Below are 23756 nucleotides of genomic sequence, written 5' to 3'. Positions count from 1 at the left end.
CGATTCACTGTCCGTACACCTTCTGTTAACCAACACATAGCTAACGCTTAAACTTCTTCGAAGATGCCACGCCAGCCTCATTCGTCACATTAGCCACACCGATCACAGCCCGTGGACTTCGAAAGTCGCAGGAGCCAGCAGGAATGTCGCCAGGTGGCTTACGGCGTGACCAGAATCTTGCAGTGCCGATCGGGATCGGCCAGGTCGTCAAACGCCGCGCCCACGCCCTCGAGCCCTACCTCCCCGGTGATCATCGGGGCGACGTCGATGTGTCCCTCGGCCAGTGCGTGCAACGATGCGGCGAACTCCTCCGGGGTATAGGCGTTGCTGAACTGCACCGTGATCTCTTTGGCGATAGCAAAGAACGGGTGAACGGTGTCGGCCTGCATGCACACGCCGGCGACCACCAGCCGGCTGCCGCGCCGGGCGCGACGCATCACGTCGTTGATGATGCCCGGCACCCCGACCGCCTCGAACACGACGGCGGGTCTGACCGAGTCGAACGGCGAGCCCTGCGTCGGGTCGATCGTCTGGTGCGCGCCCATCTGCCTGGCGAGGTCGCGCCGCTTCGGCGAAAAGTCTGATGCCACGATGTTTTCCACGCCTCTGACGCGCAACGCCGCGATGATGGCGATGCCGATCGGGCCGCAGCCGATCACCAACGCCGTCTCGCCCGACTCGATCCCGGATTTGTTCACGGCGTGCAAGCCCACCGCCATGGGCTCGGCCAGGGCCGCGTGTTTAGGGTCCAGACCGTTGGGGATGGGCAACAACAACGGCGCCGAAAGCAACATCCGTTCCGCGTACCCGCCCACCGTGGTGTTGCTGAAGACGATCGGCTCGACGCCTTTCGCGGACAACACGACCGGGATCGACGTCACCAGGGTGCCCGGGGGATGTGTTTCGGTGTCGGGGCCGGCCTCGAGTACCTCGGCGCTGAACTCGTGCCCCAGGAACACGTCCCGGTTCAGGTCGAGATCCATGCCGCGGCCGTGGGCCACCTCATTGCTCAGCGCCACCACCTCGGCGCCGTGGGCCGCGAAATGCAGGTCGGAACCGCAGATCCCGCACGCGCGCACGCCGACGAGCACCTGGCCCGGCCCGGGAACCGGATCGGGCACGTCGTCGCGGTAGACCATCCGTCCGTCGCGCAGGACCGAGGCGCGCATCAGCTGTCCGCGCCCTCGTGCTCGGCGACATGCTGGGAAATCGCTTGCACGACGGCCTGGCCGGCCCGGCCGATCAATTCGTCCCGCTTATCCTTTGCCCACTCGTGCGATGCGCGCGGCGCTGCCAGTTGGCCCTTGAAGTACGGAATCACCTTGCGGGCGAACAGATCGTAGGAGTGGTACGTCGCCTGGGGTGAGGCCCAGTCGTGACCGAGCAGCAGCAGGGTGCCAAAACCTCCTGACCTCTCCAACAGGTCTTCGATGTGGGCGATCGCGTCTTCCGGTGTGCCGATGCAGCAATTGCCTTTGGCCGCATACTCCGCGACGAACTCCCGGGGGGACTGGCCGCCTTCGACCGTGTTCGCCAACGGGACAAAACCGGCGGCACCGAAATAGGCGGAGAAGTCGAGCAGGCCGTAAGTGCAATCCTCGATCGCCTGCTCCCGGGTGTCCGCCAGATGCATGATGCTCAGCACCCGCCAATCGCGGCGGTTGGGCTCGTCGCGGCCCACCTTGGCGGCCTGCTCGCGCACCACCTCCCAGGTGTTTTCCAGCGCCGCGTAGCCACCGGGAACCGACATCGACAAGGACAGCAGCGAGGTGCCCAGCGCACCGGCCAGTCGTGGCCCAGACGGCGAAATCATGGCGGCCGTAGAGATTTCGGGATAGGGCCAGGTGTACGGGCGGATATGCAACTGGGCGTCGCGCAGCGTGAACCAGTCCGAGTGGCGGTCCACGCGTTCTTCGGGAGCGGCGCGGAACAGCGCCAGGATCGCCTCGAGCGACTCGTGCATCATCCGCCGCTGATCGATCGGATCGATGCCCATCATGTACGCGTCCGACGGCAATGCGCCGGGGCCGGCGCCGAACATCACCCTGCCGCGGGTCAGATGGTCCAGCAGCACCCAGCGGTCGGCGACCATCAGCGGATGGTGGTAGGGCAACGACACCACGCCGGTGCCCAGCCGGATGTGCTTGGTCCGCTCCGCGGCGGCCGCGATGAACACCTCCGGGCAGGCGATCAGTTCATATCCGCCGGAATGGTGTTCGCCGAACCAGGCCTCGTCATATCCCAGCCGGTCCAGGGCGACGACGCGCTCCATATCGTATTCCAGTGCGACGGTAGGGGATTGGCCCGTCGGATGAAACGGGGTGATGAAGACTCCGAATCGCAGCGGTGCGCTCACCAGTCCACTCCTTTGAGATATTCCAGCAGTGCCGCGTTGATCTCGTCCGGCCGCTCCTGCTGCAGCCAGTGCCCGGCACCTTCGATCATCACTTCGCGGTAGGGTCCCGTGATCGCTCGTGCGGCGCGGTCGCGCGGGGTGAAGCCCAGCACCGGGTCGCCCGTACCTCCGATGAACAAGCACGGCACCGAAATGGTGGAGTCTGCGAGTTCGGAAGTGGTCTCCCAATTGCGGTCGAAGTTGCGATACCAATTCAGGCCGCCGGTGAAGCCGGTGCGGCTGAATTCGCTGACGTAGTAATCGAGTTCGTCTTGGCTGATCCACGAGGGCAGGCCGTCGGGTTCGGGGAGGCGTTCGATGAACCCTTCGGGCCCCGGCGCAACCATCCGCAGGCCGGCGCGTTGGCCGTCGGGGTCGTCGGTGAGCTTCAAACTGCCCATCATGCGCCGCATCGTGCGGGCCGGGTCGGCGTCGAGTTCGGCGTCGGCGACGCCGGGCTCCTGGAAATACAAGATGTAGAAGAAGTTGTCGCCGAAAATGTCGCGGAACGCCTGAGTTGGCGGCTTCCTCGATCGCGTCACCACCGGCACGCTCAGCGACGCGACGCCGGCGACTCGGTCGGGGTGCAGCAGCGGTGCGTTCCACACCACCACCGAGCCCCAGTCGTGGCCGATCCAGACCGCCTTGTCCGCGCCGACGTCATCGAGCAGTCCGACGATGTCGCCGGTCAAGTGGTGGATGTCGTACGCCTCGATAGGCTCTGGACGCGACGAGCCGCCGTACCCGCGCTGGTCGGGAGCCAGCACGTGGTAACCCGCCTCGGCTAGGACCGGAATCTGGTGGCGCCAGGAAAAGGCCAGTTCGGGAAAGCCATGGCACAACACCACCACCGGTGCGCCGCGGTCCCCGGCCTCGACCACCCGCAGCTGCACGCCGTTGGCATCGACTAACCGTTCGGTTGATGCGCCCATCGTCTCACCAAATCACAACGGCACGACGCAGTGAAGGGGGCACAGACGGGCCAGAGAACTGCCACCGGGTTGGATATCGGGACCCCCAAGCGCATCATCTACAAGCATGCGGCTGGACCACGTGGTGCTCTGGACGAGCGACCCGCGAGCTTCGATGGACTTCTACACCCGGGTCGTGGGCCTAGCACCCGTGCGGTTTGAAGAATTCGAGGCCGGAGAGGCGCCGTTTCCGAGCGTGCGGGTCAGCGACGATTCCATCATCGACCTGATGCCTCGACAGGGCGCCGCCCCAACCGAGTCGATGACCAAGGTCGCGGGCAGCGCCGGTCACCCGGTCAATCACGTCTGCATCGCGATGTCGAAGGCTGAGTACGACGAACTGGATCGGCGGTTGCAGGCAGAGCACATCGACACCAGCGCCCGACTGAACCACTCCTTCGGGGCCCAGGGCTGGGCCCCGCAGGGCTATTACTTCCCGGATCCGGACGGCAACGTGATCGAGGCTCGTTATTACCAATAGCGGGTAATCACCACGGTGGGTGTGCCGCCCGTCTGGACTGTCACACTTGCCTGACGGTCGACATGGTCGCGCATTGGGAACTGCCGGTCGTTGTCTGGTCGGGACCCGTCGCAACCGGGATGGGCGGTAACCTGGACATTTCGAGCTGCATGCACGTATATACGGAAGGACCTGGCCGGCACGGCCGATGATTGATGAATCGGAAAAACGTTCTCCGCACCGTAACGATCGTGGCTGTCGTGGTGCTGCTCGGCTGGTCGTTCTTCTACTTCAGCGACGACACCCGAGGCTATAAGCCGGTCGACACCTCGGTGGCGATGGCGCAGATCAACAGCGACAACGTGAAAAGCGCGCAGATAGACGACCGGGAACAACAGCTGCGGTTGACCCTCAAGAAGGGCAACGACGAAACGGAGAACTCCGACAAGATCATCACCAAGTTCCCCGCCGGCTACGGCGTCGACCTGTTCAACGCGTTGAACGCCAAGAACGCCAAGGTCAACACCGTTGTCAACGAGGGCAGCATCCTGGGTGAGCTACTGGTCTATGTGCTGCCGCTGTTGTTGCTGGTCGGTCTGTTCGTGATGTTCTCCCGCATGCAGGGCGGTGCCCGCATGGGCTTCGGCTTCGGCAAATCGCGCGCCAAACAGATGTCCAAGGACATGCCGAAGACCACGTTCGCCGACGTCGCCGGCGTCGATGAAGCGGTCGAGGAGCTCTACGAGATCAAGGACTTCCTGCAGAACCCCAGCAGGTATCAGGCGCTGGGCGCCAAGATCCCCAAGGGTGTGCTGTTGTACGGTCCGCCGGGCACCGGCAAGACGCTGCTGGCCCGCGCCGTGGCGGGTGAGGCCGGCGTGCCGTTCTTCACCATCTCCGGCTCCGATTTCGTCGAGATGTTCGTCGGCGTCGGTGCATCCCGCGTCCGGGACCTTTTCGAACAGGCGAAACAGAACAGTCCGTGCATCATCTTCGTCGACGAGATCGACGCGGTTGGTCGACAGCGCGGTGCCGGTCTCGGCGGTGGCCACGACGAACGCGAGCAGACGCTGAATCAGCTGCTGGTCGAGATGGACGGCTTCGGCGATCGCGCCGGCGTGATCCTGATCGCGGCCACCAACCGGCCGGACATCCTGGACCCGGCGCTGTTGCGGCCGGGCCGCTTCGACCGCCAGATCCCGGTCTCTAACCCCGACCTGGCGGGGCGTCGGGCGGTCTTGCGGGTGCACTCCAAGGGCAAGCCGATCGCCGAGGACGCAGACCTGGACGGCCTGGCCAAGCGCACCGTCGGCATGACCGGCGCCGACCTGGCCAACGTCATCAACGAGGCGGCCCTGCTGACCGCCCGTGAGAACGGCACCGTCATCACCAGCGCGGCCCTGGAAGAGGCCGTCGACCGCGTGATCGGTGGCCCGCGTCGCAAGGGCCGGATCATCAGCGAGCACGAAAAGAAGATCACCGCCTACCACGAGGGCGGTCACACCCTGGCGGCTTGGGCGATGCCGGACATCGACCCCGTGTACAAGGTCACGATCCTGGCCCGGGGACGTACCGGTGGACACGCGGTGGCCGTTCCCGAGGAAGACAAGGGCCTGCGGACTCGCTCGGAGATGATCGCCCAACTGGTGTTCGCGATGGGCGGACGAGCCGCCGAGGAACTGGTGTTCCGTGAGCCGACCACCGGCGCGGTATCCGACATCGAGCAGGCCACCAAGGTCGCGCGGGCGATGGTCACCGAATACGGCATGAGCGCGCGGTTGGGCGCAGTCAAGTACGGCACCGAACACGGCGATCCGTTCCTGGGCCGCACCATGGGTAACCAGCCGGACTACTCGCATGAAGTCGCCGGTGCCATCGACGAGGAGGTCCGCAAGCTCATCGAGGCGGCGCACACCGAGGCATGGGAGATCCTCACCGAGTACCGCGACGTCCTGGACACGCTGGCCGGTGAGCTGCTGGAGAAGGAGACCCTGCATCGGCCCGAGTTGGAGGGCATCTTTGCGGGCGTCGAGAAGCGACCCCGGCTGACGATGTTCGACGACTTCGGCGGGCGCATTCCGTCGGACAAGCCGCCGATCAAGACCCCCGGTGAGCTCGCCATGGAGCGGGGCGAACCATGGCCGCCCGAGTCGGTCCCCGAGCCGCCGTTCAAGGTGGCCATCGCGCGGGCGGCAGAGGCCGCCAAGGCCGCCGAGGCCGAGGCGGGCGGCAACGGGGCCAACGGGTCCCCGGCCGCCGGTCCTAAGCCCACTCAGCCCGACTACGGTGCCCCCGCCGGTTGGCACGCGCCCGGATGGCCCCCGGCGCCGGGTCGGCAAACCCCTTACCAGACCTATCCGCCGTCCGATCAATCCAAGCCGGATTCCGACGAGTCATCCGAGCAGTCGGAGAAGGACGTAAGTCGTTCCAATCCGCCGGCCCACGGCTGACCAAACGGAGGAATGCGATGACGCAGCTGGACTCTCGGTACACCAGCGAGGGGGCACCAGTGTTCGACCAAGTACGCGCCGAGGCCGCCGTCCGCGACCTGTTGGCCGCCATCGGGGAGGACCCGGACCGGGAAGGTCTGCGCGAAACCCCGGCGCGCGTCGCGCGCGCGTACCGGGAGATGTTCGCCGGCCTGTACACCGACCCTTCCTCGGTGCTGACCACCATGTTCGACGAGCAACACGACGAACTGGTGATCGTCAAGGAAATACCGATGTACTCCACGTGTGAACACCACCTGGTGTCGTTCCATGGCGTAGCTCATGTCGGGTACATCCCCGGCGACGACGGCAGGGTGACCGGACTGTCGAAGATCGCCCGACTGGTCGACCTCTATGCCAAGAGGCCGCAGGTGCAGGAGCGGCTTACCAGTCAGATCGCCGACGCCCTGATGGCGCGACTCAACCCCCGCGGCGTGATCGTGGTGGTCGAGGCGGAGCACCTGTGCATGGCGATGCGCGGGGTGCGCAAGCCCGGTGCCACTACGACTACGTCGGCGGTACGCGGTCAATTCAAGAGGGATGCCGCGTCCCGAGCCGAAGCGCTTGATCTCATCCTGCGTAAGTGAGACCCGGTGAACCCGCTGCAACCATGGCCCATGAAGGTTATGGGGGTTCTCAACGTCACTGAGGATTCGTTCTCCGACGGAGGACTTTTTCTCGATATGGACGGCGCCGTAGCCCATGGTCTGGCTATGGCCGCCGAAGGAGCGGACATCGTCGACGTCGGGGGCGAGTCCACGCGACCCGGCGCCACCCGGGTGCAGCCCAAACTCGAGGCGTCGCGCGTCGTCCCCGTAGTGAAAGAGCTTGCGGCGCAGGGGATTACCGTCAGCATCGACACCATGCACGCGGACGTGGCGCGGGCCGCGCTGGAGAACGGTGCGCAGATCGTCAACGACGTGTCCGGTGGCCGGGCCGATCCGGCCATGGCGCCGCTGGTTGCCGAGGCGGGCGTCCCGTGGATTTTGATGCACTGGCGCCCGATCTCCGCACAACGGCCGCATCAGGTTCCGGAGTACCGCGACGTCGTGGCCGACGTGCGCGCCGACCTGCTCGCCAGCGTGGCCGACGCTGAGGCGGCCGGCGTCGACCCGGCAAAGCTCGTGATCGATCCCGGACTCGGTTTCGCCAAGACGGGCCAACACAATTGGGCGCTGCTGCACGCGCTGCCGGAGTTGGTCGGCACGGGCGTCCCGGTCCTGCTGGGCGCTTCCCGCAAGCGATTCCTCGGCGCGTTGCTCGCCGACGCCGACGGTGCGGTCAGACCACCCAACGGACGGGAGACCGCCACGGCGGTCATCACCGCGCTCGCTGCCCTGCACGGTGCCTGGGGGGTGCGGGTGCACGACGTGCGGGCTTCGGTCGACGCCCTGAAGGTCGTCGGCGCATGGCAGAAAGGGCGCGATGGCTGACCGGATCGAATTGCGTGGCTTGAGTGTTCGGGGACGGCACGGAGTTTTCGAGCACGAGCGGGTCGAGGGGCAGGAATTCGTCATCGACATCACCCTGTGGATGGACCTCGCCGAAGCCGCGGCCAGCGACGAACTGTCCGACACCTACGACTACGGCGCCCTCGCTCAACTGGCCAGCGACATCGTCGCCGGCCCGCCCCGCAAGCTGATCGAAACGGTCGGCGGTGAGATTGCCGACCGGGTGATGACGGATCAGCGCGTACACGCCGTCGAGGTAGTGGTGCACAAGCCCCAGGCACCGATCCCGCAGCAGTTCGCCGACGTGGCGGTGGTGGTGCGGCGGTCGCGGCGCGGCGGTCGCGGTTCGGTGGTACCCGCCGGCGGTCCAGAAGGTCGACAGGTATGACCCGGGTGGTGCTGTCGATCGGATCGAACCTGGGTGACCGACTCGCCCGGTTGCAGTCGGTCGTCGACGCACTCGGCGAGGCGGTGATTGCCGTCTCGCCGGTCTATGAGACGGAGCCGTGGGGCGGCGTGCAGCAGGGGCCGTTCCTCAACGCGGTGCTGATCGCCGACAACCCCGGCTGCGACGAACGCGGCTGGTTGCAGCGGGCGCAAGAGCTGGAACGGGCGGCCGATCGGGTACGCGAACAGCGCTGGGGGCCACGCACCCTCGATGTCGACCTGATTGCCTGCCACCAGGGTGGCTCCGGCGGAGGAGCCGAGGTCACCGTGGACGACGAAGCCTTGACCCTGCCGCACCCGCGCGCCCATCAGCGGGCGTTTGTGCTGATCCCGTGGCTGGACGTCGAGCCCGAGGCGCGGCTCACCGTCCCGGGTCAAGCCGGGCCCATCCAACAGCCCATCGAAAAACTGTTGGCCGAACTGGATCCGGTCGAGCGCGACGGCGTGCGGCCGACCGGCCTGACCCTCAAACCCGGGCCGGCGCCCTGATGGGTCCGACGCGTAAACGTGAGCTGGCGGTCGCGGTCGTCGGCGCCGCCGTCGTGGGTTATCTCCTGATCGGGGCGCTCTATCGGTGGTTTCCGCCGATCACAGTGTGGAGCGGGGTGTCCCTGCTGGTGGTTGCCGTCGCCGAGGCGCTGTGGGGGCGATTCGTGCGCGCCAAGATCAACGATGGGGAGATCGGCGACGCGCCCGGTTGGTTGCACCCGTTGGCCGTTGCGCGCAGCGTGATGGTCGCCAAGGCGTCGGCCTGGGTGGGCGCGGTGGTGCTGGGATGGTGGATCGGGGTGCTGGTGTATTTCCTGCCGCGGCATTCCTGGCAGCGGGCCGTCGCCGAAGACACCGGAGGCGCGGTGGTGGCGGCGCTGAGCGCGCTGGCCTTGGTGGTCGCCGCGCTGTGGCTGCAGCATTGCTGTAAGTCACCGCAAGATCCCGGCGAGAACGGCGAGGGTGTGGAAACTTAGCTTCCAGCGGCACCGCTCCGGCACCCGCGCAGGCCCTCTGATGGCCCCTAATGAACTCGTCGTCGGAATCGCCGGACTGGCGCGACACGCTCGGTGACCTCGCCCGGTACAGTCAGGGGCCATGACCGTTCTGTCCCGCGGCGCCCGGGTCCGGCGCGGCGGCCGCAGGCCGGGTTGGGTGCTTTTGACGACATTGCTGGTTCTGGCGATCGGGGCCAGTTCCGCGCTGGTTTTCACCAATCGGGTGGAACTTCTCAAGCTCGCTGTCATCCTGGCCCTGTGGGCCGCCGTCGCCGGCGCCTTCGTGTCTGTGATGTACCGCCGCCAGGCGGACGCCGACCAAGCGCGGGCGCGTGACATGAAGCTGGTCTACGACCTGCAACTGGAACGGGAAATCTCCGCCCGCCGCGAGTACGAGCTGACCGTCGAGTCCCAGCTGCGCCGCGAGCTGGCTTCCGAACTGCGCGGAGCAGCCGCGGACGAGGTGGCGGCGCTGCGAGCGGAGCTGGCCGCGCTGCGCACCAGCCTGGAGATCTTGTTCGACGCCGATCTGCAGCAACACCCGGCTTTGGAAAACGCGACCCAGAACGGCGCCCAACGCGGTGAGGCACTGGCCGCCGACTGGGTGTCCAGCGATCGGATCCGCGCCGTGCGCCCGTTGGACAACGGCGGCGCCGCACTCAACCGCGCCGACGAGACCGCGATCATCGATGTGCCGGAGGTGCGGGTACCGCCCCCGACCGCGCCGCCCCCGCCGCCACCTCGACAGCCCATACCGACCGTGGAGCGACCCGAGCCGGCCCCGCAACCCGAGCCGATGTCCGCGCCGCGCCACCGGCAGCCGGCCACACCGCCACCCATGCAGCAGCCGGCGCCACCCCAGCAACAGCCGCCACAGCCGTCGGAGTGGCAGCGGCCGCAGCCTTTCCCACAGGCACAGCCACAGCCACAGCCGCAGCCGCCACAGCCCTCCCAGCCGCCGCAGCCGCAGCCGTCCGAGTGGCAACCGGTCACCGCGGAAGGGCGGTGGTTGCCGCCCGGCGCACCCGGCAGCAATTGGGCGTACCCCGAGCCGGTCACTCCGCCTCTGCCGCCGCCTTCCCTTGAGCCCGAACCGCTTGAGCCGAAGGAGCCCGAGGCTGCCGCACCACCGCCCGCACCGTCGCCGGAACCACCCCCCGCTCCGCCGACCGGTCGGCGCCGCCGCCGCGCACGGGATGACGACGAAGATGAGGGCGATATCACAATCGGGCACCCAGACGTTCAGCAAGACGCCGCGCCGCAGTACGGCGGTCGCCGTTCGAGGTCGCGCCACTCGGCCGAATACCGCGACTTCGGGGTGGCGGGCCTAGGGGCCAATCGCAGTTCGAGCCAAGACGAACCCCCGGCGCCACCCGCCCCACCTGCGGCGGAGCCACCACCCCCGCCCGCCGCCGCGGCTCCGGCGGAGTCCGGCAGACGGCATCGCAGTGTGGAAGAGGAGTCGGCCGGCTCCCACAACTTGGACCCGCAGACCGGCGGGCAATCCGTTGCCGACCTGTTGGCACGGTTCCAGATAGACCCGAGCGCCGGCGGTCGGCGGCGGCGACGCAGCGGCTGAGGTGGGTGCCGCCGGATCTATCGACTAAAGTCTGAGTCGACCGTCCGGTACCCGAAGCATGGGACTGGAACGCACGAAAGAAACCTGTGAGGTCGTCTGCGATGGGGCAGTTCGACGGTTTGCGCCCGGCCAGGCTCAAGGTGGGAATCATTTCCGCCGGCCGGGTGGGCACCGCCTTGGGTGTCGCGCTGGAGCGCGCAGACCACGTTGTGGTTGCGTGCAGCGCCATCTCCCATGCGTCGCTGCAACGGGCGCAACGCCGGTTGCCGGATACCCCCGTGCTGCCGCCCCAGGATGTCGCCGCGGGCGCCGAGCTGCTGCTGCTGGCCGTGACCGACAGCGAACTCGCCGGCCTGGTTTCGGGCTTGGCGGCCACCTCGGCGGTGCGTCCCGGGACGATCGTCGCGCACACGTCCGGCGCGAACGGAATCGGAATTCTCGCGCCGTTGACCGACCAGGGCTGTATTCCGCTGGCCATCCACCCCGCGATGACCTTCACCGGGTCGGACGAGGACATCGCCCGCTTGCCGGACACCTGCTTCGGGATCACCGCCGCCGACGAGGTCGGCCGAGCCATCGCGCAGTCGCTGGTGCTCGAAATGGGCGGCGAGCCGTTCTGGGTACGCGAGGACGCCCGCGTCCTGTATCACGCCGCACTCGCCCACGCCAGCAACCACCTCGTGACGGTGCTGGCCGATGCCGTCGACGCGTTGCGGACCGCGCTGCGAGGCGACGAACTGCTCGGTCAGCAATTGGTCGACGACCAGCCCGGCGGAATTGCCGAGCGGATCGTCGGACCGCTCGCCCGGGCCGCGCTGCAGAACACCCTGCAACGCGGTCAAGCCGCGCTTACCGGGCCGGTGGCGCGTGGCGATGCGGCCGCGGTCGCCGGTCATCTGGCCGCGCTCGCCGACGTGGATTCGGAACTCGCCCAGGCGTATCGGGTGAACGCGCTGCGGACCGCCCAGCGCGCCCACGCCCCGGACGACGTCGTCGAGGTGCTGGCGCGATGAAGGACCGCAAGTTCAATCCCGGCGAACTCAACGTGTACGCGGTGCCGACTGAGGTGCGGCAGGTCAGCCGCGCGCTGCGGCACACCGGTCGGCGAGTCATGCTGGTGCCCACCATGGGAGCCCTGCACGAGGGTCACCTCACCCTGGTGCGTGTCGCCAAGCGGGTGCAGGGTGCGGTGGTCGTGGTGTCGATCTTCGTCAACCCGCTGCAGTTCGGTGCTGGAGAGGATCTGGACGCCTATCCCCGCACCCTCGACACCGACTTGGAACTGCTGCGCGCCGAGGGTGTTGAGATCGTCTTCACGCCGTCCGCCGGGGCGATGTACCCCGACGGAATGCGGACCACGGTGCAGCCCGGGCCTCTCGCCGGTGAACTCGAAGGCGCCTCGCGCCCAACGCATTTCGCTGGGATGCTGACCGTGGTGCTGAAGCTGCTGCAGATCGTGCAACCCGATCGGATCTTCTTCGGCGAGAAGGACTATCAGCAGCTCGTCCTGGTGCGGCAGATGGTCGCCGACCTGAACGTCGACGTTCAGGTGGTCGGGGTACCCACGGTGCGGGAGGCCGACGGACTGGCCATGTCTTCACGCAACCGGTATCTGGATTCGGCGCAGCGCGAGGTGGCGGTTGCGCTTTCGGCGGCGCTGACGGCGGGTGCGCACGCCGCTTTCGAGGGCGCCCAGGCGGCATTGGACGCGGCGCGCGCGGTACTCGACGAAACACCCGGGTTGGTGGTCGATTACCTGCAGCTGCGCGGCACGGAGTTGCAGCCGGAGCCGACCAACGGATGCGGTCGGCTGCTGGTCGCCGCTCGGCTCGGTACCACCAGACTTCTGGACAACGTGGCAATTCAAATCGGCAATCTCGCCGGCACCAGCAGTGGGCCGGACGAACTCGCCCAACCCCATTGGAGGAATTGATGTTACGGACGATGCTCAAGTCGAAGATCCACCGCGCGACGGTCACGCAGGCGGACCTGCATTACGTCGGCTCGGTGACCATCGACGCCGATTTGATGGACGCCGCCGACCTGCTCGAAGGCGAACAGGTGACCATCGTCGACATCGACAACGGCAACCGGCTGGTGACCTACGCGATCACCGGCGAGCGCGGCAGCGGTGTGATCGGAATCAACGGCGCCGCAGCACATCTCGTACACCCGGGTGACCTGATCATCCTGATCGCGTACGGGACGATGGAGGACGCGGAGGCCCGCACCTACCAGCCCCGGATCGTGTTCGTCGACGCCGACAACAAGCAGATCGACTTGGGCAGCGACCCCGCGTTCGTGCCGGACAATGCGGCAGAACTGATGAATCCCCGGTTAGGCGCCCGGTAGCCGTGCTCCTGGCGATCGACGTCCGCAACACCCACACCGTCGTAGGACTACTGTCGGGCGCCAAGGAGCACGCGAAAGTAGTGCAGCAGTGGCGGATTCGCACCGAGTCCGAGATCACCGCCGACGAACTGGCGCTGACCATCGACGGCTTGATCGGTGACGACTCCGAGCGACTCAGCGGCGCCGCGGCCTTGTCCACGGTGCCGTCGGTCCTGCACGAGGTGCGGATCATGCTCGACCAGTACTGGCCGACGGTGCCGCACGTGCTGATCGAGCCGGGGGTCCGTACCGGAATCCCGCTGCTGGTCGACAATCCGAAAGAGGTTGGCGCCGACCGGATCGTCAACTGTCTGGCGGCTTTTCACAAGTTCGGCAAGGCCGCCATCGTGGTGGACTTCGGATCGTCGATCTGCGTGGACGTCGTGTCGGCGAAGGGTGAATTCCTCGGCGGTGCCATCGCGCCCGGTGTGCAGGTGTCGTCGGATGCCGCCGCCGCCCGTTCGGCCGCGCTGCGCCGCGTGGAATTGGCCCGGCCCCGCTCGGTCGTCGGCAAGAACACCGTCGAATGTATGCAGGCCGGCGCGGTGTTCGGCTTCGCCGGACTGGTTGACGGCCTGGTTGGGCGCATCCGTGAGGACGTCAAGGGTTTCTCGGCCGGCGACGATGTCGCCGTGGTGGCGACCGGGCATACCGCGCCCCTGCTGCTACCCGAACTGCATACCGTCGATCACCATGACAAGCACCTGACGCTGCACGGTCTGCGACTGGTGTTCGAACGCAATCAGGAGATTCAGCGCGGCCGGTTGCGGACGGCGCCGTAGCCAGAGCCCTGGCCAGGCCCGGTGCCGTGAGCGCAGGCCCGCCGACAGTCATTAAGCTGGCACGTCGTGAGCTCAGCCGATTCATCCCGTGTTGAGGGCCCGACAGACCCGTCAGGTGACCTCCCCGAGCAGTTCCGGATCCGTCGGGACAAGCGCGCTCGCATTCTGAGTGAGGGGCAGGATCCCTACCCCGTCGCCCTGGAACGCACGCACACCCTGGCCGCGATACGCGCCGCGTATCCCGACCTGCCAGTCGACTTCCAGACCGAGGACGTCGTCGGCGTGGCCGGCCGGGTGGTGTTCGCGCGCAACACCGGGAAACTGTGTTTCGCCACGCTGCAAGACGGCGACGGCACCCAGCTGCAGGCCATGATCAGCCTCGACAAGGTCGGCCAGGCCGCGCTGGACGCCTGGAAGCACGACGTCGACCTCGGCGACATCGTTTATGTGCACGGCAACGTCATCAGTTCCCGCCGCGGCGAGTTGTCGGTGCTCGCCGATTCCTGGCAGATGGCCGCCAAATCATTGCGGCCGCTGCCGGTTGCACATAAAGAAATGAGCGAGGAATCGCGAGTCCGGCAGCGTTATGTGGACCTGATCGTTCGTCCGCAGGCTCGCTCGGTGGCCCGGCAGCGCATCGCGGTTATCCGCGCCATCCGCAATGCGCTTGATCGGCGCGGCTTCCTGGAAGTCGAGACGCCTATGTTGCAGACGCTGGCCGGTGGTGCCGCTGCACGACCCTTCGTCACCCATTCCAATGCCCTGGACATCGATCTTTACCTGCGGATTGCGCCGGAACTGTTCCTCAAGCGCTGCATCGTGGGTGGTTTCGACAAGGTCTTCGAACTAAATCGGGTGTTCCGAAACGAGGGTGCTGATTCGACGCATTCTCCGGAATTCTCTATGCTCGAGACCTACCAGACCTACGGCACGTATGACGATTCGGCACGGGTCACCAGGGAGCTTATTCAAGAGGTGGCCGATGAGGCGATCGGCACCAGACAACTACCGATGCCGGACGGCAGTGTGTACGACATCGACGGGGAATGGGCGACAATCCAGATGTATTCCTCCTTGTCGGAAGCGCTGGGCGAAGAGATCACACCCGACACGACGGTGGAACGCTTGCTTGAGATCGCGGCGCGACTCGATGTAGAGATTCCGGACAACCGCGGGTTCGGGCACGGCAAACTCGTAGAGGAACTCTGGGAGCACGCTGTGGGCAACACGTTGACTTCGCCCACATTTGTGAAGGATTTTCCGGTAGAGACAACTCCATTGACTCGCCAGCACCGCAGTATCCCGGGCGTCACCGAGAAGTGGGACCTCTACCTGCGCGGAGTCGAGCTCGCCACGGGTTACTCAGAATTAAATGATCCGGTGATACAACGGGAGAGATTCGCCGACCAGGCCCGTGCCGCAGCCGCTGGTGATGACGAAGCGATGGCACTCGACGAAGACTTTTTGGCAGCTCTGGAGTATGGGATGCCGCCGTGCACTGGCACCGGAATGGGTATCGATAGGTTGTTGATGTCTTTGACTGGCTTGTCAATTCGGGAGACAGTTTTGTTCCCGATTGTTCGTCCGCACTCCAACTGAACTGTTCCTACTGAACTGTACGGTCCGTGTCCGGATTGTGTATTTTGTAGCCATATGGCAGATTAGTAAGCGGGGAGTCTATCCGTACTTCATACAAACTGCACAGGAAGAAACGCGAGGGTAAGCCAATGGCGAAGAAAGTAACCGTCACGTTGGTCGACGATTTCGACGGTTCAGGCGCCGCGGATGAAACGGTCGAATTCGGGCTTGACGGGGTGACCTATGAGATCGACCTTTCGAGCAAGAATGCGGCGAAACTCCGTAACGACCTGAAGCAATGGGTGGCAGCCGGACGTCGTGTCGGTGGGCGCCGTCGCGGGCGTTCGGGTTCCGGCCGTGGCCGCGGCGCGATCGACCGTGAGCAAAGTGCCGCGATCCGGGAATGGGCGCGCCGCAATGGCCACAATGTGTCGACTCGTGGCCGCATCCCGGCCGACGTCATCGACGCATTCCACGCCGCGACCTGACATTTGGGTTTACCGGCGCCCAGGCTCAGGTCTGGGCGCCGGTCTTTGTTTTTGGGCGCTGTTCGCTGGCGGCGTAACAGACGCCGATCAGCGCGGAAACGCTCTGGCGGCTTTCTACGTTTAACTGCTGCAGCGGGTCGCGCCACTGAGGTCGCGAATGCGGTCGCGAATGAGGTCGCGAATGAGGTTAGGAACCGTGCCTGACCGACCACTACAGTGGACTGCAGGTGCGCGATGTCGGCCCCTGTGCAGACAATGACGTGAGTACCGATGTTGAGGGAGAGCAGGTAACCGCCGATGTTCGAAAGATTTACCGACCGGGCCCGCCGGGTCGTCGTTCTGGCTCAAGAAGAGGCCAGGATGCTCAACCACAACTACATCGGTACCGAGCACATCCTGCTGGGTCTGATCCACGAGGGCGAAGGCGTCGCCGCCAAGTCGCTCGAGTCGTTGGGTATCTCGCTGGAAGGTGTCCGCAGCCAGGTCGAGGAGATCATCGGCCAGGGCCAGCAGGCACCGTCCGGGCACATTCCGTTCACCCCGCGTGCCAAGAAGGTGCTCGAGCTGAGCCTGCGGGAAGCACTGCAGCTCGGCCACAACTACATCGGCACGGAGCACATTTTGCTGGGCCTGATTCGAGAAGGCGAGGGCGTGGCCGCCCAGGTGCTGGTCAAGCTTGGCGCCGAACTCACCCGGGTGCGTCAGCAGGTGATCCAGTTGCTGAGCGGCTACCAGGGCAAGGAAGCCGCCGAAGCGGGCACCGGCGGTCGGGGTGGTGAGTCCGGCTCGCCGTCCACCTCACTCGTGCTCGACCAGTTCGGCCGCAACCTCACCGCGGCCGCCATGGAAGGCAAGCTCGACCCGGTCATCGGCCGCGAGAAGGAAATCGAGCGGGTCATGCAGGTGCTGTCCCGTCGGACCAAGAACAACCCGGTGCTCATCGGGGAGCCCGGTGTCGGCAAGACGGCGGTGGTCGAAGGTCTCGCGCAGGCGATCGTGCACGGCGAGGTTCCCGAGACGCTGAAGGACAAGCAGCTCTACACCCTGGACCTGGGCTCGCTGGTTGCCGGCTCCCGTTACCGCGGTGACTTCGAGGAGCGCTTGAAGAAGGTGCTCAAGGAGATCAACACCCGGGGCGACATCATCCTGTTCATCGACGAGCTGCACACGCTGGTCGGTGCCGGGGCCGCCGAGGGCGCGATCGACGCGGCCAGCATCCTGAAGCCCAAGCTGGCCCGCGGTGAGCTGCAGACCATCGGCGCCACCACGCTCGACGAGTACCGCAAGTACATCGAGAAGGACGCCGCTCTGGAGCGCCGCTTCCAGCCGGTGCAGGTCGGCGAGCCGACGGTGGAACACACCATCGAGATCCTCAAGGGTCTGCGCGACCGCTACGAGGCCCACCACCGGGTTTCGATCAGCGACAGCGCAATCGTCGCGGCCGCCACATTGGCCGACCGTTACATCAACGACCGGTTCCTGCCGGACAAGGCGATCGACCTGATCGACGAGGCCGGCGCCCGGATGCGGATCCGCCGGATGACGGCGCCGCCAGACCTGCGTGAGTTCGACGAGAAGATCGCCGAGGCCCGCCGCGAGAAGGAATCGGCCATCGACGCTCAGGACTTCGAGAAGGCGGCCAGCCTCCGCGACCGCGAGAAGCAACTGGTGGCTCAGCGCGCCGAACGCGAGAAGCAGTGGCGTTCCGGTGACCTCGACGTCGTCGCCGAGGTCGACGACAACGAGATCGCCGAGGTGCTCGGCAACTGGACCGGCATCCCGGTGTTCAAGCTCACCGAGGCGGAGACCACTCGACTGCTGCGCATGGAGGAGGAGCTCCACAAGCGCATCATCGGGCAGGAGGACGCGGTCAAGGCCGTGTCCAAGGCCATTCGCCGCACGCGCGCCGGGTTGAAGGACCCCAAGCGCCCGTCGGGTTCGTTCATCTTCGCCGGGCCGTCCGGCGTGGGTAAGACCGAACTGTCCAAGGCGCTGGCCAACTTCCTGTTCGGCGACGACGACGCGCTCATCCAGATCGACATGGGCGAGTTCCACGACCGGTTCACCGCGTCGCGGTTGTTCGGTGCGCCTCCGGGATACGTCGGCTACGAGGAGGGCGGTCAGCTCACCGAGAAGGTGCGGCGCAAGCCGTTCAGCGTGGTGCTGTTCGACGAAATCGAGAAAGCCCACCAGGAGATCTACAACAGCCTGTTGCAGGTCCTCGAGGACGGCCGCCTCACCGATGGGCAGGGTCGTACGGTCGACTTCAAGAACACCGTGCTGATCTTCACGTCCAACCTGGGCACCTCCGACATCTCCAAGCCGGTCGGCCTCGGGTTCAGCCAGGGTGGCGGTGACAGCAACTACGAGCGGATGAAGCAGAAGGTCAACGACGAGCTGAAGAAGCACTTCCGCCCGGAGTTCCTCAACCGCATCGACGACATCATCGTCTTCCACCAGCTGACTCGCGACGAGATCATCCAGATGGTCGACCTGATGATCGGCCGGGTGGCCAACCAGCTGAAGAGCAAGGACATGGCCCTCGAGCTGACGGACAAGGCCAAGGCGTTGCTGGCCAAGCGCGGCTTCGACCCGGTGCTGGGTGCCCGTCCGTTGCGGCGCACCATTCAGCGCGAGATCGAGGACCAGTTGTCGGAGAAGATCCTCTTCGAGGAGGTCGGTCCGGGACAGATCGTGAAGGTCGACGTGGAGAACTGGGACGGCGAAGGCAGCGGCGAGGACGCGGTGTTCACCTTCGTCGGTACTCGCAAGCCTCCTGCCGACACGGATCTGGCCAAGACCGGCGCGCACAGTGCGGGTGGCCCGGACGCGTAGCTCGCGTACCGGGACTCCCGCGCCTAGCGGGTGCTAGCGCGGCTGGACTAGCGCGAAGGCCTGCTTGGCGACTTGCAGCATCCAGCTGGTCACGGTCGGCCCGTGATCGCGCGGCCAGTTCAGCTGAAAGCTGACGACCCACGGCTGCGCGGTCTTGTCGACGGCATACCAGCTGAACGTCAGGTCGCCCGGCAGGCCGCCCGCTTTCGCGCCGATGTACGGCCACATGTCGCGATCCAGCTGGATGCCGGCCACGGCGGACAGGATCTGCCTGACCGGCGCGGCCTTGCCGACGGCATCGGCCTGCAGTGCGACGTGGACCCGGCAAATGTCCTCCGCGCTGCCGTACCACTCGGCGCCGTAGCTGGACGCCGGGGTGTGCGCTCGGGTCGGATCGGGTCGATAAGGCGTCGAATTCGCCTGCTGTAGCAACTGAGCCCGGACCGGCGCGGGGGCGTGCTGCCATTGCTCGCGCAGGTCCGGTTCACCCCAACCCACCGAGAACAGTTCGTACATGGTGGGGAAGGGCGTCATGCTCGCCGGATCGTGATGCCCGGCGCTGGCCAGTGCGCGCTCGATGGCGCGCGTGCCCAACTTCTCGATCAGCAGGTCGGTGGCCATGTTGTCGCTGGTGGCGATCATCTTTTCGGCGGCCGTGCGCACCGAAACCGTCGCCCCCGGAGGCAGTTCCAGTCCGGACGAGCCCACGGCCTTGCTCTTCTCGGTGACGGTGAGCATGTCGTCCCAGGACACCGTGCCGTCCTGGATCGCTCCGGCCAGCGCGTGCAACACGTAAAGCTTGAAGATCGATGCCAGCGGCAAGGACTCGCCCGTGTTGCTGCCCGCCACGCGGTCACACTGGCCACCGTTGACCTTGGCCACCTGATAGGAGTAGCGCGCGCCCGTCTTGCTCAGGATCGCGTCGACGTCGCGCCAGGACGTGACGGACGGTGGTTCGGTTTCCAGGTCGAATCCGTCAACCAGGCCGGTGTCGTCGGTGTGAATCCGGATGTCGTGCCGTGCGCCGTATGACGACACCAGATGCAACGTCGCCACACTGGCGCCGATGTCGACGCCGTCGAAGGCGAACGGGCGATCCCACCAGAGCGACTCCATGGTGTTTTCCACGGAATCGACCTGATCCTCGACGGCCAGGGTGGCGACGCCAACCGGACCGATCGGCCAATCCGAGTTGAGCATGTCCAGCGTCTGCTGGGCCCGCAGACCGGGCGGCGTGTTCGTGTCGATCCGATGCCCGGGATTCGCCGCATTCGCCGACGGCGTGGGGGAGGAGGCACAACCGGGCGCCAGCGTCACGACCAGCGCAGCGGCCGCGGTGAACGCGAGCACCCGGCGGGGGCTAGCCTTTCTTGTCGGTCCCCGCAACGTCCATCACGACCTCAAATTCCAGGAGCGTGGCCCCCGTCGCGACCGGGTTGGCGCGCTCACCGGCGTGGGCATGGATGGCGGGTCCTTGCGCCCAGGCCTGAAAGGCTTCTTCGGATTCCCACTGCGTGACGACGAAGTAGCGGTCCTCCCCCTTGACCGGTCGCAGCAGCTGAAAGCCGAGGAAGCCGGGCTGATTGTCCACGGCGTGAGCCCGGTGGGCGAAACGCTTCTCCAACTCGGGACCAGCGTCGGCGGGCACCTCGATTGCGTTGATCTTCACCACTGGCATCTGGCTAGGTTACCGTGCCCCGCATGCCCAGCGATTTGTTGACCCATCGCGGCGGCCTGGGCGCGCCGCTGGTCTTGGTGCACGGGCTGATGGGTCGGGGCAGCACCTGGCCTCGCCAGCTACCGTGGCTGACCAGGCTGGGCGCGGTGTACACCTACGACGCGCCGTGGCACCGCGGCCGGGACGTCGACGATCCCTACCCGATCAGTACCGAGCGCTTCGTGGCCGACCTCGGGGAGGCGGTTGCCGGGCTGGGAACGCCGGCCAGGCTTGTCGGGCATTCGATGGGCGGCCTGCATTCCTGGTGTTTGGCTGCCGAGCGGCCCGAGCTGGTTTCGGCGTTGGTAATCGAGGACATGGCACCGGATTTCGTGGGCCGCACCACCGGTCCTTGGGAGCCGTGGCTGCACGCGCTCCCGGTCGAATTCGACTCCGCCGAAAGGGTATTCGCTGAGTTCGGGCCGGTGGCCGGCCAATACTTCTTGGAAGCATTCGACCGGACGCCAACCGGCTGGCGACTGCACGGCCACACCGCGCGCTGGATAGAGATCGCCGCCGAGTGGGGCACCCGCGACTACTGGGAACAGTGGCGTGCGGTGCGTTCGCCCGCACTGCTCATCGAGGCCGGAAACTCCGTGACGCCGCCGGGACAGATGCGTCGGATGGCCGAAATCGGTTATCAAACAACGTACTTGCACGTTCCCGGGGCTGGGCATCTAATTCACGACGAGGCTCCAGACGAGTACCGGCAGGCGGTCGAGTCCTTTCTGGCTATTCCTCACCCGCCAGGCCGAACCGACCGTCGGCCGTCTGAGTGACCAGTCCGTCGGCCAGCAGCGAATACAACGCACGGTCGCGCTGTGCGGTGTCGGTCAGCCACGCCACGTCCAGTTCGGCGCGAGTCACCGGAGAATCGCTGGCGCGCAAGACATCCAGCAACCTGCCGCGTACCTGACGATCGGTTCCGGCGTAGGTTTGCACCCGCCGAGGCGGGCCGGCAGACGGCGGATATCCGGCACGTCGCCATGCGCACTGGCTGAGCGGGCACAGCCCGCACCGCGGTGTGCGGGCCGTGCACACCGTCGCACCCAGCTCCATCAGCGCAACCGAAAAGCGTGGTGCCACATCACCATCCGGTAGTAGTGCTGCGACGTCCGCGTGGTCGCGGCTGGGCGACGCCGTCCCGGCATCGGCGCGACCGTGTACGACGCGGGCTACCACCCGCCGAACATTGGTGTCCACCACGGGAACTCGCTTACGATAGGCAAAGCATGCGATGGCACGTGCCGTGTAGCTTCCGACGCCGGGAAGCGTGAGTAGGACGTCAACGTCGTCCGGAACGACGTCGTTGTGGTCACGGGCAATGACGGTGGCGCATTCGTGCAGCCGCTTGGCCCGCCGCGGATAACCGAGCTTGCCCCAGGCCCGCACCACATCGGCCGGGCTGGCGGCCGCGGTGGCCGAAGCGGTGGGCCACCGCCGCACCCACTCGGTCCAGATCGGCAGTACCCGGGCCACCGGCGTCTGCTGCAGCATGAACTCACTGACCAGGATCTGCCACGCGCTCACACCCGGCTCGCGCCAGGGCAGATCACGCTGTGCGCGCTCATACCATCCCAGAAGTTCATATGAACACAGCGGTGAAGTGCCAGTTTCGCTAGGCATTGGTGGTCAAACCCCTACAGAATGGCTGCCATGCCCAATGCAAATCCGGTGTCCGCATGGAAAGCACTCAGAGAGGGTAACGAGCGATTCGTCGCCGGCCAGCCTCTGCACCCAAGCCAGAGCGTCGACCACCGGAACAGCTTGGCCGCCGGGCAGAAGCCGACCGCGGTGATCTTCGGCTGTTCCGACAGCCGAGTCGCCGCCGAGTTGATCTTCGACCAGGGCCTCGGCGACGTGTTTGTGGTGCGCACCGCCGGACAAGCCATCGACACCGCGGTGCTGGGCTCGATCGAGTACGCGGTGACCCAGTTGAACGTCCCACTGGTCGTGGTCCTCGGTCACAACAACTGCGGTGCGGTGAAGGCGACCATCAGCGCGCTCGACGAAGGCGCCATACCGGGCGGCTTCGTGCGGGACGTCGTGGAACGTGTGGTGCCATCGGTGTTGGCGGGCCGGCGGGACGGCCTGACCCGTGTCGACGAGTTCGAGGACCGGCACGTGAGCGAAACCCTTTCGCAGCTGGCCTCGCGCTCCTCCGCCATTGCGGAGCGGGTAGGCGAGGGCACACTTGCCCTGGTCGGTGTCACCTACCAGCTCGCCGAGGGAAAGGCGAAGCTGGTCGACCACATCGGTGACATCGGCGAAGAAACCTAGCCTTCTACTCGTCGGCGGCCAGCAAAGCCAGCGACACGCCGAGACGGGTCAGCCGAATCCGTGTGACCTGGGCTTATCGTGTCACTGTGCTGGATCTAGAACCCCGTGGCCCGCTACCTTCGGAGATCTATTGGCGGCGAAGGGGCTTAGCCCTGGGCATCGCGGTGGTCGTGATCGGTATCGCCGTCGCCATCGTCATCGCCTTCGTCAGCAACAGCAGCGCCGGGGCCAAGCCCGCTAACGCCGAGAAGCAAGGCACCGCTCAGGGCGCCTCGGACGCACCGCAGGCTCCGCCGCCCGGGCAACAGGCCGGGCAGCCCGAGGGAAACACTCCCGGTGCGCCGGTGCCGCCGGTGGCCAACCCGGAGTCGGCCACGCCGACCGCGGCGGTACAGCCACCGCCGGTACTCAAAGAGGGCGATGACTGCCCCGATTCCACCTTGGCCGTCAAAGGACTGACCAACCAGCCCCAGTACTACATCGGTGACCAGCCGAAATTCACCATGGTCGTGACCAACATCGGACTGGTTTCCTGCAAGCGCGACGTCGGCGCCGCGGTGCTGGCCGCCTACGTCTACTCCCTGGACAACAAGCGGCTGTGGTCCAACCTGGACTGCGCGCCCTCCAACGAAACTCTGGTGAAGACGTTCACGCCGGGTGAGCAGGTGACCACCGCGGTGACTTGGACCGGAATGGGCTCGGCGCCGCACTGCCCCTTGCCGCGGCCGGCCATCGGACCAGGCACCTACAACCTGGTTGTGCAGCTGGGCAATCTACGGTCACAACCGGTGCCGTTCGTGCTGAACCAGCCGCCGCAGCCGCCGGGACCGGTCCCCAACCCGGGTCCGGGGCAGTCGCCGCCGGCCGAGTCGCCGCCGATCCAAGGCGGTTAACCCCCCCCCGTCGA

General features: G+C 66.4%; 24 protein-coding genes. 18 read left to right on the top strand and 6 right to left on the bottom strand.

Annotation, left to right across the window (positions count from 1 at the left end):
• Positions 1-158: 158 nt before the first annotated feature.
• The 3 genes from G6N68_RS25645 to G6N68_RS25635 are packed head-to-tail and all read right to left on the bottom strand — an operon-like array spanning position 159 to position 3327.
• Complete coding sequence (locus tag G6N68_RS25645) at positions 159-1169, bottom strand: zinc-binding dehydrogenase (protein ID WP_163719039.1); 1011 nt, start codon at positions 1167-1169, stop codon at positions 159-161.
• Positions 1169-2356 (bottom strand): LLM class flavin-dependent oxidoreductase, encoded by a 1188-nt coding sequence (locus G6N68_RS25640; protein WP_163719038.1) that lies wholly within the window; start codon positions 2354-2356, stop codon positions 1169-1171. The genes G6N68_RS25645 and G6N68_RS25640 overlap by 1 nt, the downstream gene beginning before the upstream one ends.
• The gene (locus tag G6N68_RS25635) at positions 2353-3327 is read right to left on the bottom strand and encodes an alpha/beta fold hydrolase (protein ID WP_163719037.1); all 975 of its coding nucleotides are present in this window, start codon (positions 3325-3327) and stop codon (positions 2353-2355) included. The genes G6N68_RS25640 and G6N68_RS25635 overlap by 4 nt, the downstream gene beginning before the upstream one ends.
• A gap of 106 nt (positions 3328-3433) precedes the next feature.
• Between G6N68_RS25635 and G6N68_RS25630 the strand changes: the two genes are divergently transcribed.
• The 15 genes from G6N68_RS25630 to clpC1 all read left to right on the top strand — a co-directional run bounded on the left by G6N68_RS25630 (position 3434) and on the right by clpC1 (position 18852).
• A complete protein-coding gene (locus G6N68_RS25630) occupies positions 3434-3847 on the top strand; it encodes a VOC family protein (protein WP_163719036.1) in 414 nt (137 codons plus the stop codon).
• Between the two features lie 194 nt (positions 3848-4041).
• The gene (gene ftsH, locus G6N68_RS25625) at positions 4042-6276 is read left to right on the top strand and encodes an ATP-dependent zinc metalloprotease FtsH (protein WP_163719035.1); all 2235 of its coding nucleotides are present in this window, start codon (positions 4042-4044) and stop codon (positions 6274-6276) included.
• Positions 6277-6293: 17 nt separating this feature from the next.
• Positions 6294-6902, top strand: coding sequence for a GTP cyclohydrolase I FolE (gene folE / locus G6N68_RS25620; RefSeq protein ID WP_163719034.1), 609 nt, complete (start codon positions 6294-6296; stop codon positions 6900-6902).
• A gap of 30 nt (positions 6903-6932) precedes the next feature.
• The gene (gene folP / locus G6N68_RS25615) at positions 6933-7748 is read left to right on the top strand and encodes a dihydropteroate synthase (RefSeq protein WP_371871728.1); all 816 of its coding nucleotides are present in this window, start codon (positions 6933-6935) and stop codon (positions 7746-7748) included.
• A complete protein-coding gene (gene folB, locus G6N68_RS25610; RefSeq protein WP_163719033.1) occupies positions 7741-8154 on the top strand; it encodes a dihydroneopterin aldolase in 414 nt (137 codons plus the stop codon). Before folP ends, folB begins: the two co-directional genes overlap by 8 nt.
• Complete coding sequence (gene folK, locus G6N68_RS25605; protein ID WP_163719032.1) at positions 8151-8702, top strand: 2-amino-4-hydroxy-6-hydroxymethyldihydropteridine diphosphokinase; 552 nt, start codon at positions 8151-8153, stop codon at positions 8700-8702. Before folB ends, folK begins: the two co-directional genes overlap by 4 nt.
• Positions 8702-9178 (top strand): DUF3180 domain-containing protein, encoded by a 477-nt coding sequence (locus tag G6N68_RS25600; RefSeq protein ID WP_163719031.1) that lies wholly within the window; start codon positions 8702-8704, stop codon positions 9176-9178. The genes folK and G6N68_RS25600 overlap by 1 nt, the downstream gene beginning before the upstream one ends.
• A gap of 121 nt (positions 9179-9299) precedes the next feature.
• Entirely contained in the window at positions 9300-10778 is a 1479-nt protein-coding gene (locus tag G6N68_RS25595) for a DUF6779 domain-containing protein (RefSeq protein ID WP_163719030.1), read from the top strand.
• Positions 10779-10879: 101 nt separating this feature from the next.
• The gene (locus tag G6N68_RS25590) at positions 10880-11791 is read left to right on the top strand and encodes a Rossmann-like and DUF2520 domain-containing protein (RefSeq protein WP_163719029.1); all 912 of its coding nucleotides are present in this window, start codon (positions 10880-10882) and stop codon (positions 11789-11791) included.
• Positions 11788-12711 carry a pantoate--beta-alanine ligase gene (panC, locus tag G6N68_RS25585; RefSeq protein ID WP_163719028.1) on the top strand — a complete coding sequence of 308 codons (924 nt, stop codon included), beginning with the start codon at positions 11788-11790 and terminating at the stop codon, positions 12709-12711. The genes G6N68_RS25590 and panC overlap by 4 nt, the downstream gene beginning before the upstream one ends.
• Entirely contained in the window at positions 12711-13130 is a 420-nt protein-coding gene (panD, locus tag G6N68_RS25580) for an aspartate 1-decarboxylase (protein WP_163719027.1), read from the top strand. The genes panC and panD overlap by 1 nt, the downstream gene beginning before the upstream one ends.
• A gap of 2 nt (positions 13131-13132) precedes the next feature.
• Positions 13133-13951 (top strand): type III pantothenate kinase, encoded by an 819-nt coding sequence (locus G6N68_RS25575; protein ID WP_163719026.1) that lies wholly within the window; start codon positions 13133-13135, stop codon positions 13949-13951.
• Positions 13952-14017: 66 nt separating this feature from the next.
• Positions 14018-15550, top strand: a complete 1533-nt coding sequence (lysS, locus tag G6N68_RS25570; RefSeq protein WP_163719025.1) for a lysine--tRNA ligase — start codon at positions 14018-14020, stop codon at positions 15548-15550.
• Positions 15551-15678: 128 nt separating this feature from the next.
• Complete coding sequence (gene lsr2, locus G6N68_RS25565; protein WP_085079458.1) at positions 15679-16017, top strand: histone-like nucleoid-structuring protein Lsr2; 339 nt, start codon at positions 15679-15681, stop codon at positions 16015-16017.
• Positions 16018-16314: 297 nt separating this feature from the next.
• Positions 16315-18852 carry an ATP-dependent protease ATP-binding subunit ClpC gene (clpC1, locus tag G6N68_RS25560; protein ID WP_163719024.1) on the top strand — a complete coding sequence of 846 codons (2538 nt, stop codon included), beginning with the start codon at positions 16315-16317 and terminating at the stop codon, positions 18850-18852.
• Positions 18853-18885: 33 nt separating this feature from the next.
• Here the strand turns inward: clpC1 and G6N68_RS25555 are convergent, their stop codons facing one another.
• On the bottom strand, positions 18886-20238 hold the full coding sequence (locus tag G6N68_RS25555) for a serine hydrolase (protein ID WP_163719023.1): 1353 nt from the start codon (positions 20236-20238) through the stop codon (positions 18886-18888).
• The gene (gene mhuD, locus G6N68_RS25550) at positions 20213-20530 is read right to left on the bottom strand and encodes a mycobilin-forming heme oxygenase MhuD (protein ID WP_163719022.1); all 318 of its coding nucleotides are present in this window, start codon (positions 20528-20530) and stop codon (positions 20213-20215) included. The genes G6N68_RS25555 and mhuD overlap by 26 nt, the downstream gene beginning before the upstream one ends.
• Positions 20531-20544: 14 nt before the next feature.
• Here mhuD and G6N68_RS25545 point away from each other — a divergent pair, with 14 nt between their 5' ends.
• Positions 20545-21348 carry an alpha/beta fold hydrolase gene (locus tag G6N68_RS25545; RefSeq protein WP_163719021.1) on the top strand — a complete coding sequence of 268 codons (804 nt, stop codon included), beginning with the start codon at positions 20545-20547 and terminating at the stop codon, positions 21346-21348.
• Here the strand turns inward: G6N68_RS25545 and G6N68_RS25540 are convergent.
• On the bottom strand, positions 21302-22195 hold the full coding sequence (locus G6N68_RS25540; protein ID WP_163719020.1) for an iron-sulfur binding domain-containing protein: 894 nt from the start codon (positions 22193-22195) through the stop codon (positions 21302-21304). The two genes, G6N68_RS25545 and G6N68_RS25540, sit on opposite strands and share 47 nt — an antisense overlap.
• Before the next feature lie 30 nt (positions 22196-22225).
• Here G6N68_RS25540 and G6N68_RS25535 point away from each other — a divergent pair, with 30 nt between their 5' ends.
• A complete protein-coding gene (locus G6N68_RS25535) occupies positions 22226-22849 on the top strand; it encodes a carbonic anhydrase (protein WP_163719019.1) in 624 nt (207 codons plus the stop codon).
• 86 nt (positions 22850-22935) lie between these two features.
• The gene (locus tag G6N68_RS25530) at positions 22936-23742 is read left to right on the top strand and encodes a hypothetical protein (RefSeq protein WP_163719018.1); all 807 of its coding nucleotides are present in this window, start codon (positions 22936-22938) and stop codon (positions 23740-23742) included.
• The last annotated feature ends 14 nt before the right edge of the window (positions 23743-23756 follow it).

The organism is Mycobacterium bourgelatii (assembly GCF_010723575.1).
In the GTDB taxonomy this organism is placed as follows: domain Bacteria; phylum Actinomycetota; class Actinomycetes; order Mycobacteriales; family Mycobacteriaceae; genus Mycobacterium; species Mycobacterium bourgelatii.
This window is presented reverse-complemented; position numbering and strand designations above follow the sequence as displayed.

Excerpts from the sequence above, each read along its gene's own strand:
- ftsH (WP_163719035.1), top strand. The coding sequence starts at position 4,042 with ATGAATCGGAAAAACGTTCTCCGCACCGTAACGATCGTGGCTGTCGTG.
- panD (WP_163719027.1), top strand. The coding sequence starts at position 12,711 with ATGTTACGGACGATGCTCAAGTCGAAGATCCACCGCGCGACGGTCACG.
- G6N68_RS25535 (WP_163719019.1), top strand. The coding sequence starts at position 22,226 with ATGCCCAATGCAAATCCGGTGTCCGCATGGAAAGCACTCAGAGAGGGT.
- clpC1 (WP_163719024.1), top strand. The coding sequence starts at position 16,315 with ATGTTCGAAAGATTTACCGACCGGGCCCGCCGGGTCGTCGTTCTGGCT.
- folE (WP_163719034.1), top strand. The coding sequence starts at position 6,294 with ATGACGCAGCTGGACTCTCGGTACACCAGCGAGGGGGCACCAGTGTTC.
- G6N68_RS25645 (WP_163719039.1), bottom strand. The coding sequence starts at position 1,169 with ATGCGCGCCTCGGTCCTGCGCGACGGACGGATGGTCTACCGCGACGAC.
- G6N68_RS25600 (WP_163719031.1), top strand. The coding sequence starts at position 8,702 with ATGGGTCCGACGCGTAAACGTGAGCTGGCGGTCGCGGTCGTCGGCGCC.
- folB (WP_163719033.1), top strand. The coding sequence starts at position 7,741 with ATGGCTGACCGGATCGAATTGCGTGGCTTGAGTGTTCGGGGACGGCAC.
- mhuD (WP_163719022.1), bottom strand. The coding sequence starts at position 20,530 with ATGCCAGTGGTGAAGATCAACGCAATCGAGGTGCCCGCCGACGCTGGT.
- folK (WP_163719032.1), top strand. The coding sequence starts at position 8,151 with ATGACCCGGGTGGTGCTGTCGATCGGATCGAACCTGGGTGACCGACTC.
- G6N68_RS25540 (WP_163719020.1), bottom strand. The coding sequence starts at position 22,195 with ATGCCTAGCGAAACTGGCACTTCACCGCTGTGTTCATATGAACTTCTG.
- G6N68_RS25630 (WP_163719036.1), top strand. The coding sequence starts at position 3,434 with ATGCGGCTGGACCACGTGGTGCTCTGGACGAGCGACCCGCGAGCTTCG.
- lsr2 (WP_085079458.1), top strand. The coding sequence starts at position 15,679 with ATGGCGAAGAAAGTAACCGTCACGTTGGTCGACGATTTCGACGGTTCA.
- G6N68_RS25590 (WP_163719029.1), top strand. The coding sequence starts at position 10,880 with ATGGGGCAGTTCGACGGTTTGCGCCCGGCCAGGCTCAAGGTGGGAATC.
- panC (WP_163719028.1), top strand. The coding sequence starts at position 11,788 with ATGAAGGACCGCAAGTTCAATCCCGGCGAACTCAACGTGTACGCGGTG.
- folP (WP_371871728.1), top strand. The coding sequence starts at position 6,933 with ATGAAGGTTATGGGGGTTCTCAACGTCACTGAGGATTCGTTCTCCGAC.
- G6N68_RS25595 (WP_163719030.1), top strand. The coding sequence starts at position 9,300 with ATGACCGTTCTGTCCCGCGGCGCCCGGGTCCGGCGCGGCGGCCGCAGG.
- G6N68_RS25635 (WP_163719037.1), bottom strand. The coding sequence starts at position 3,327 with ATGGGCGCATCAACCGAACGGTTAGTCGATGCCAACGGCGTGCAGCTG.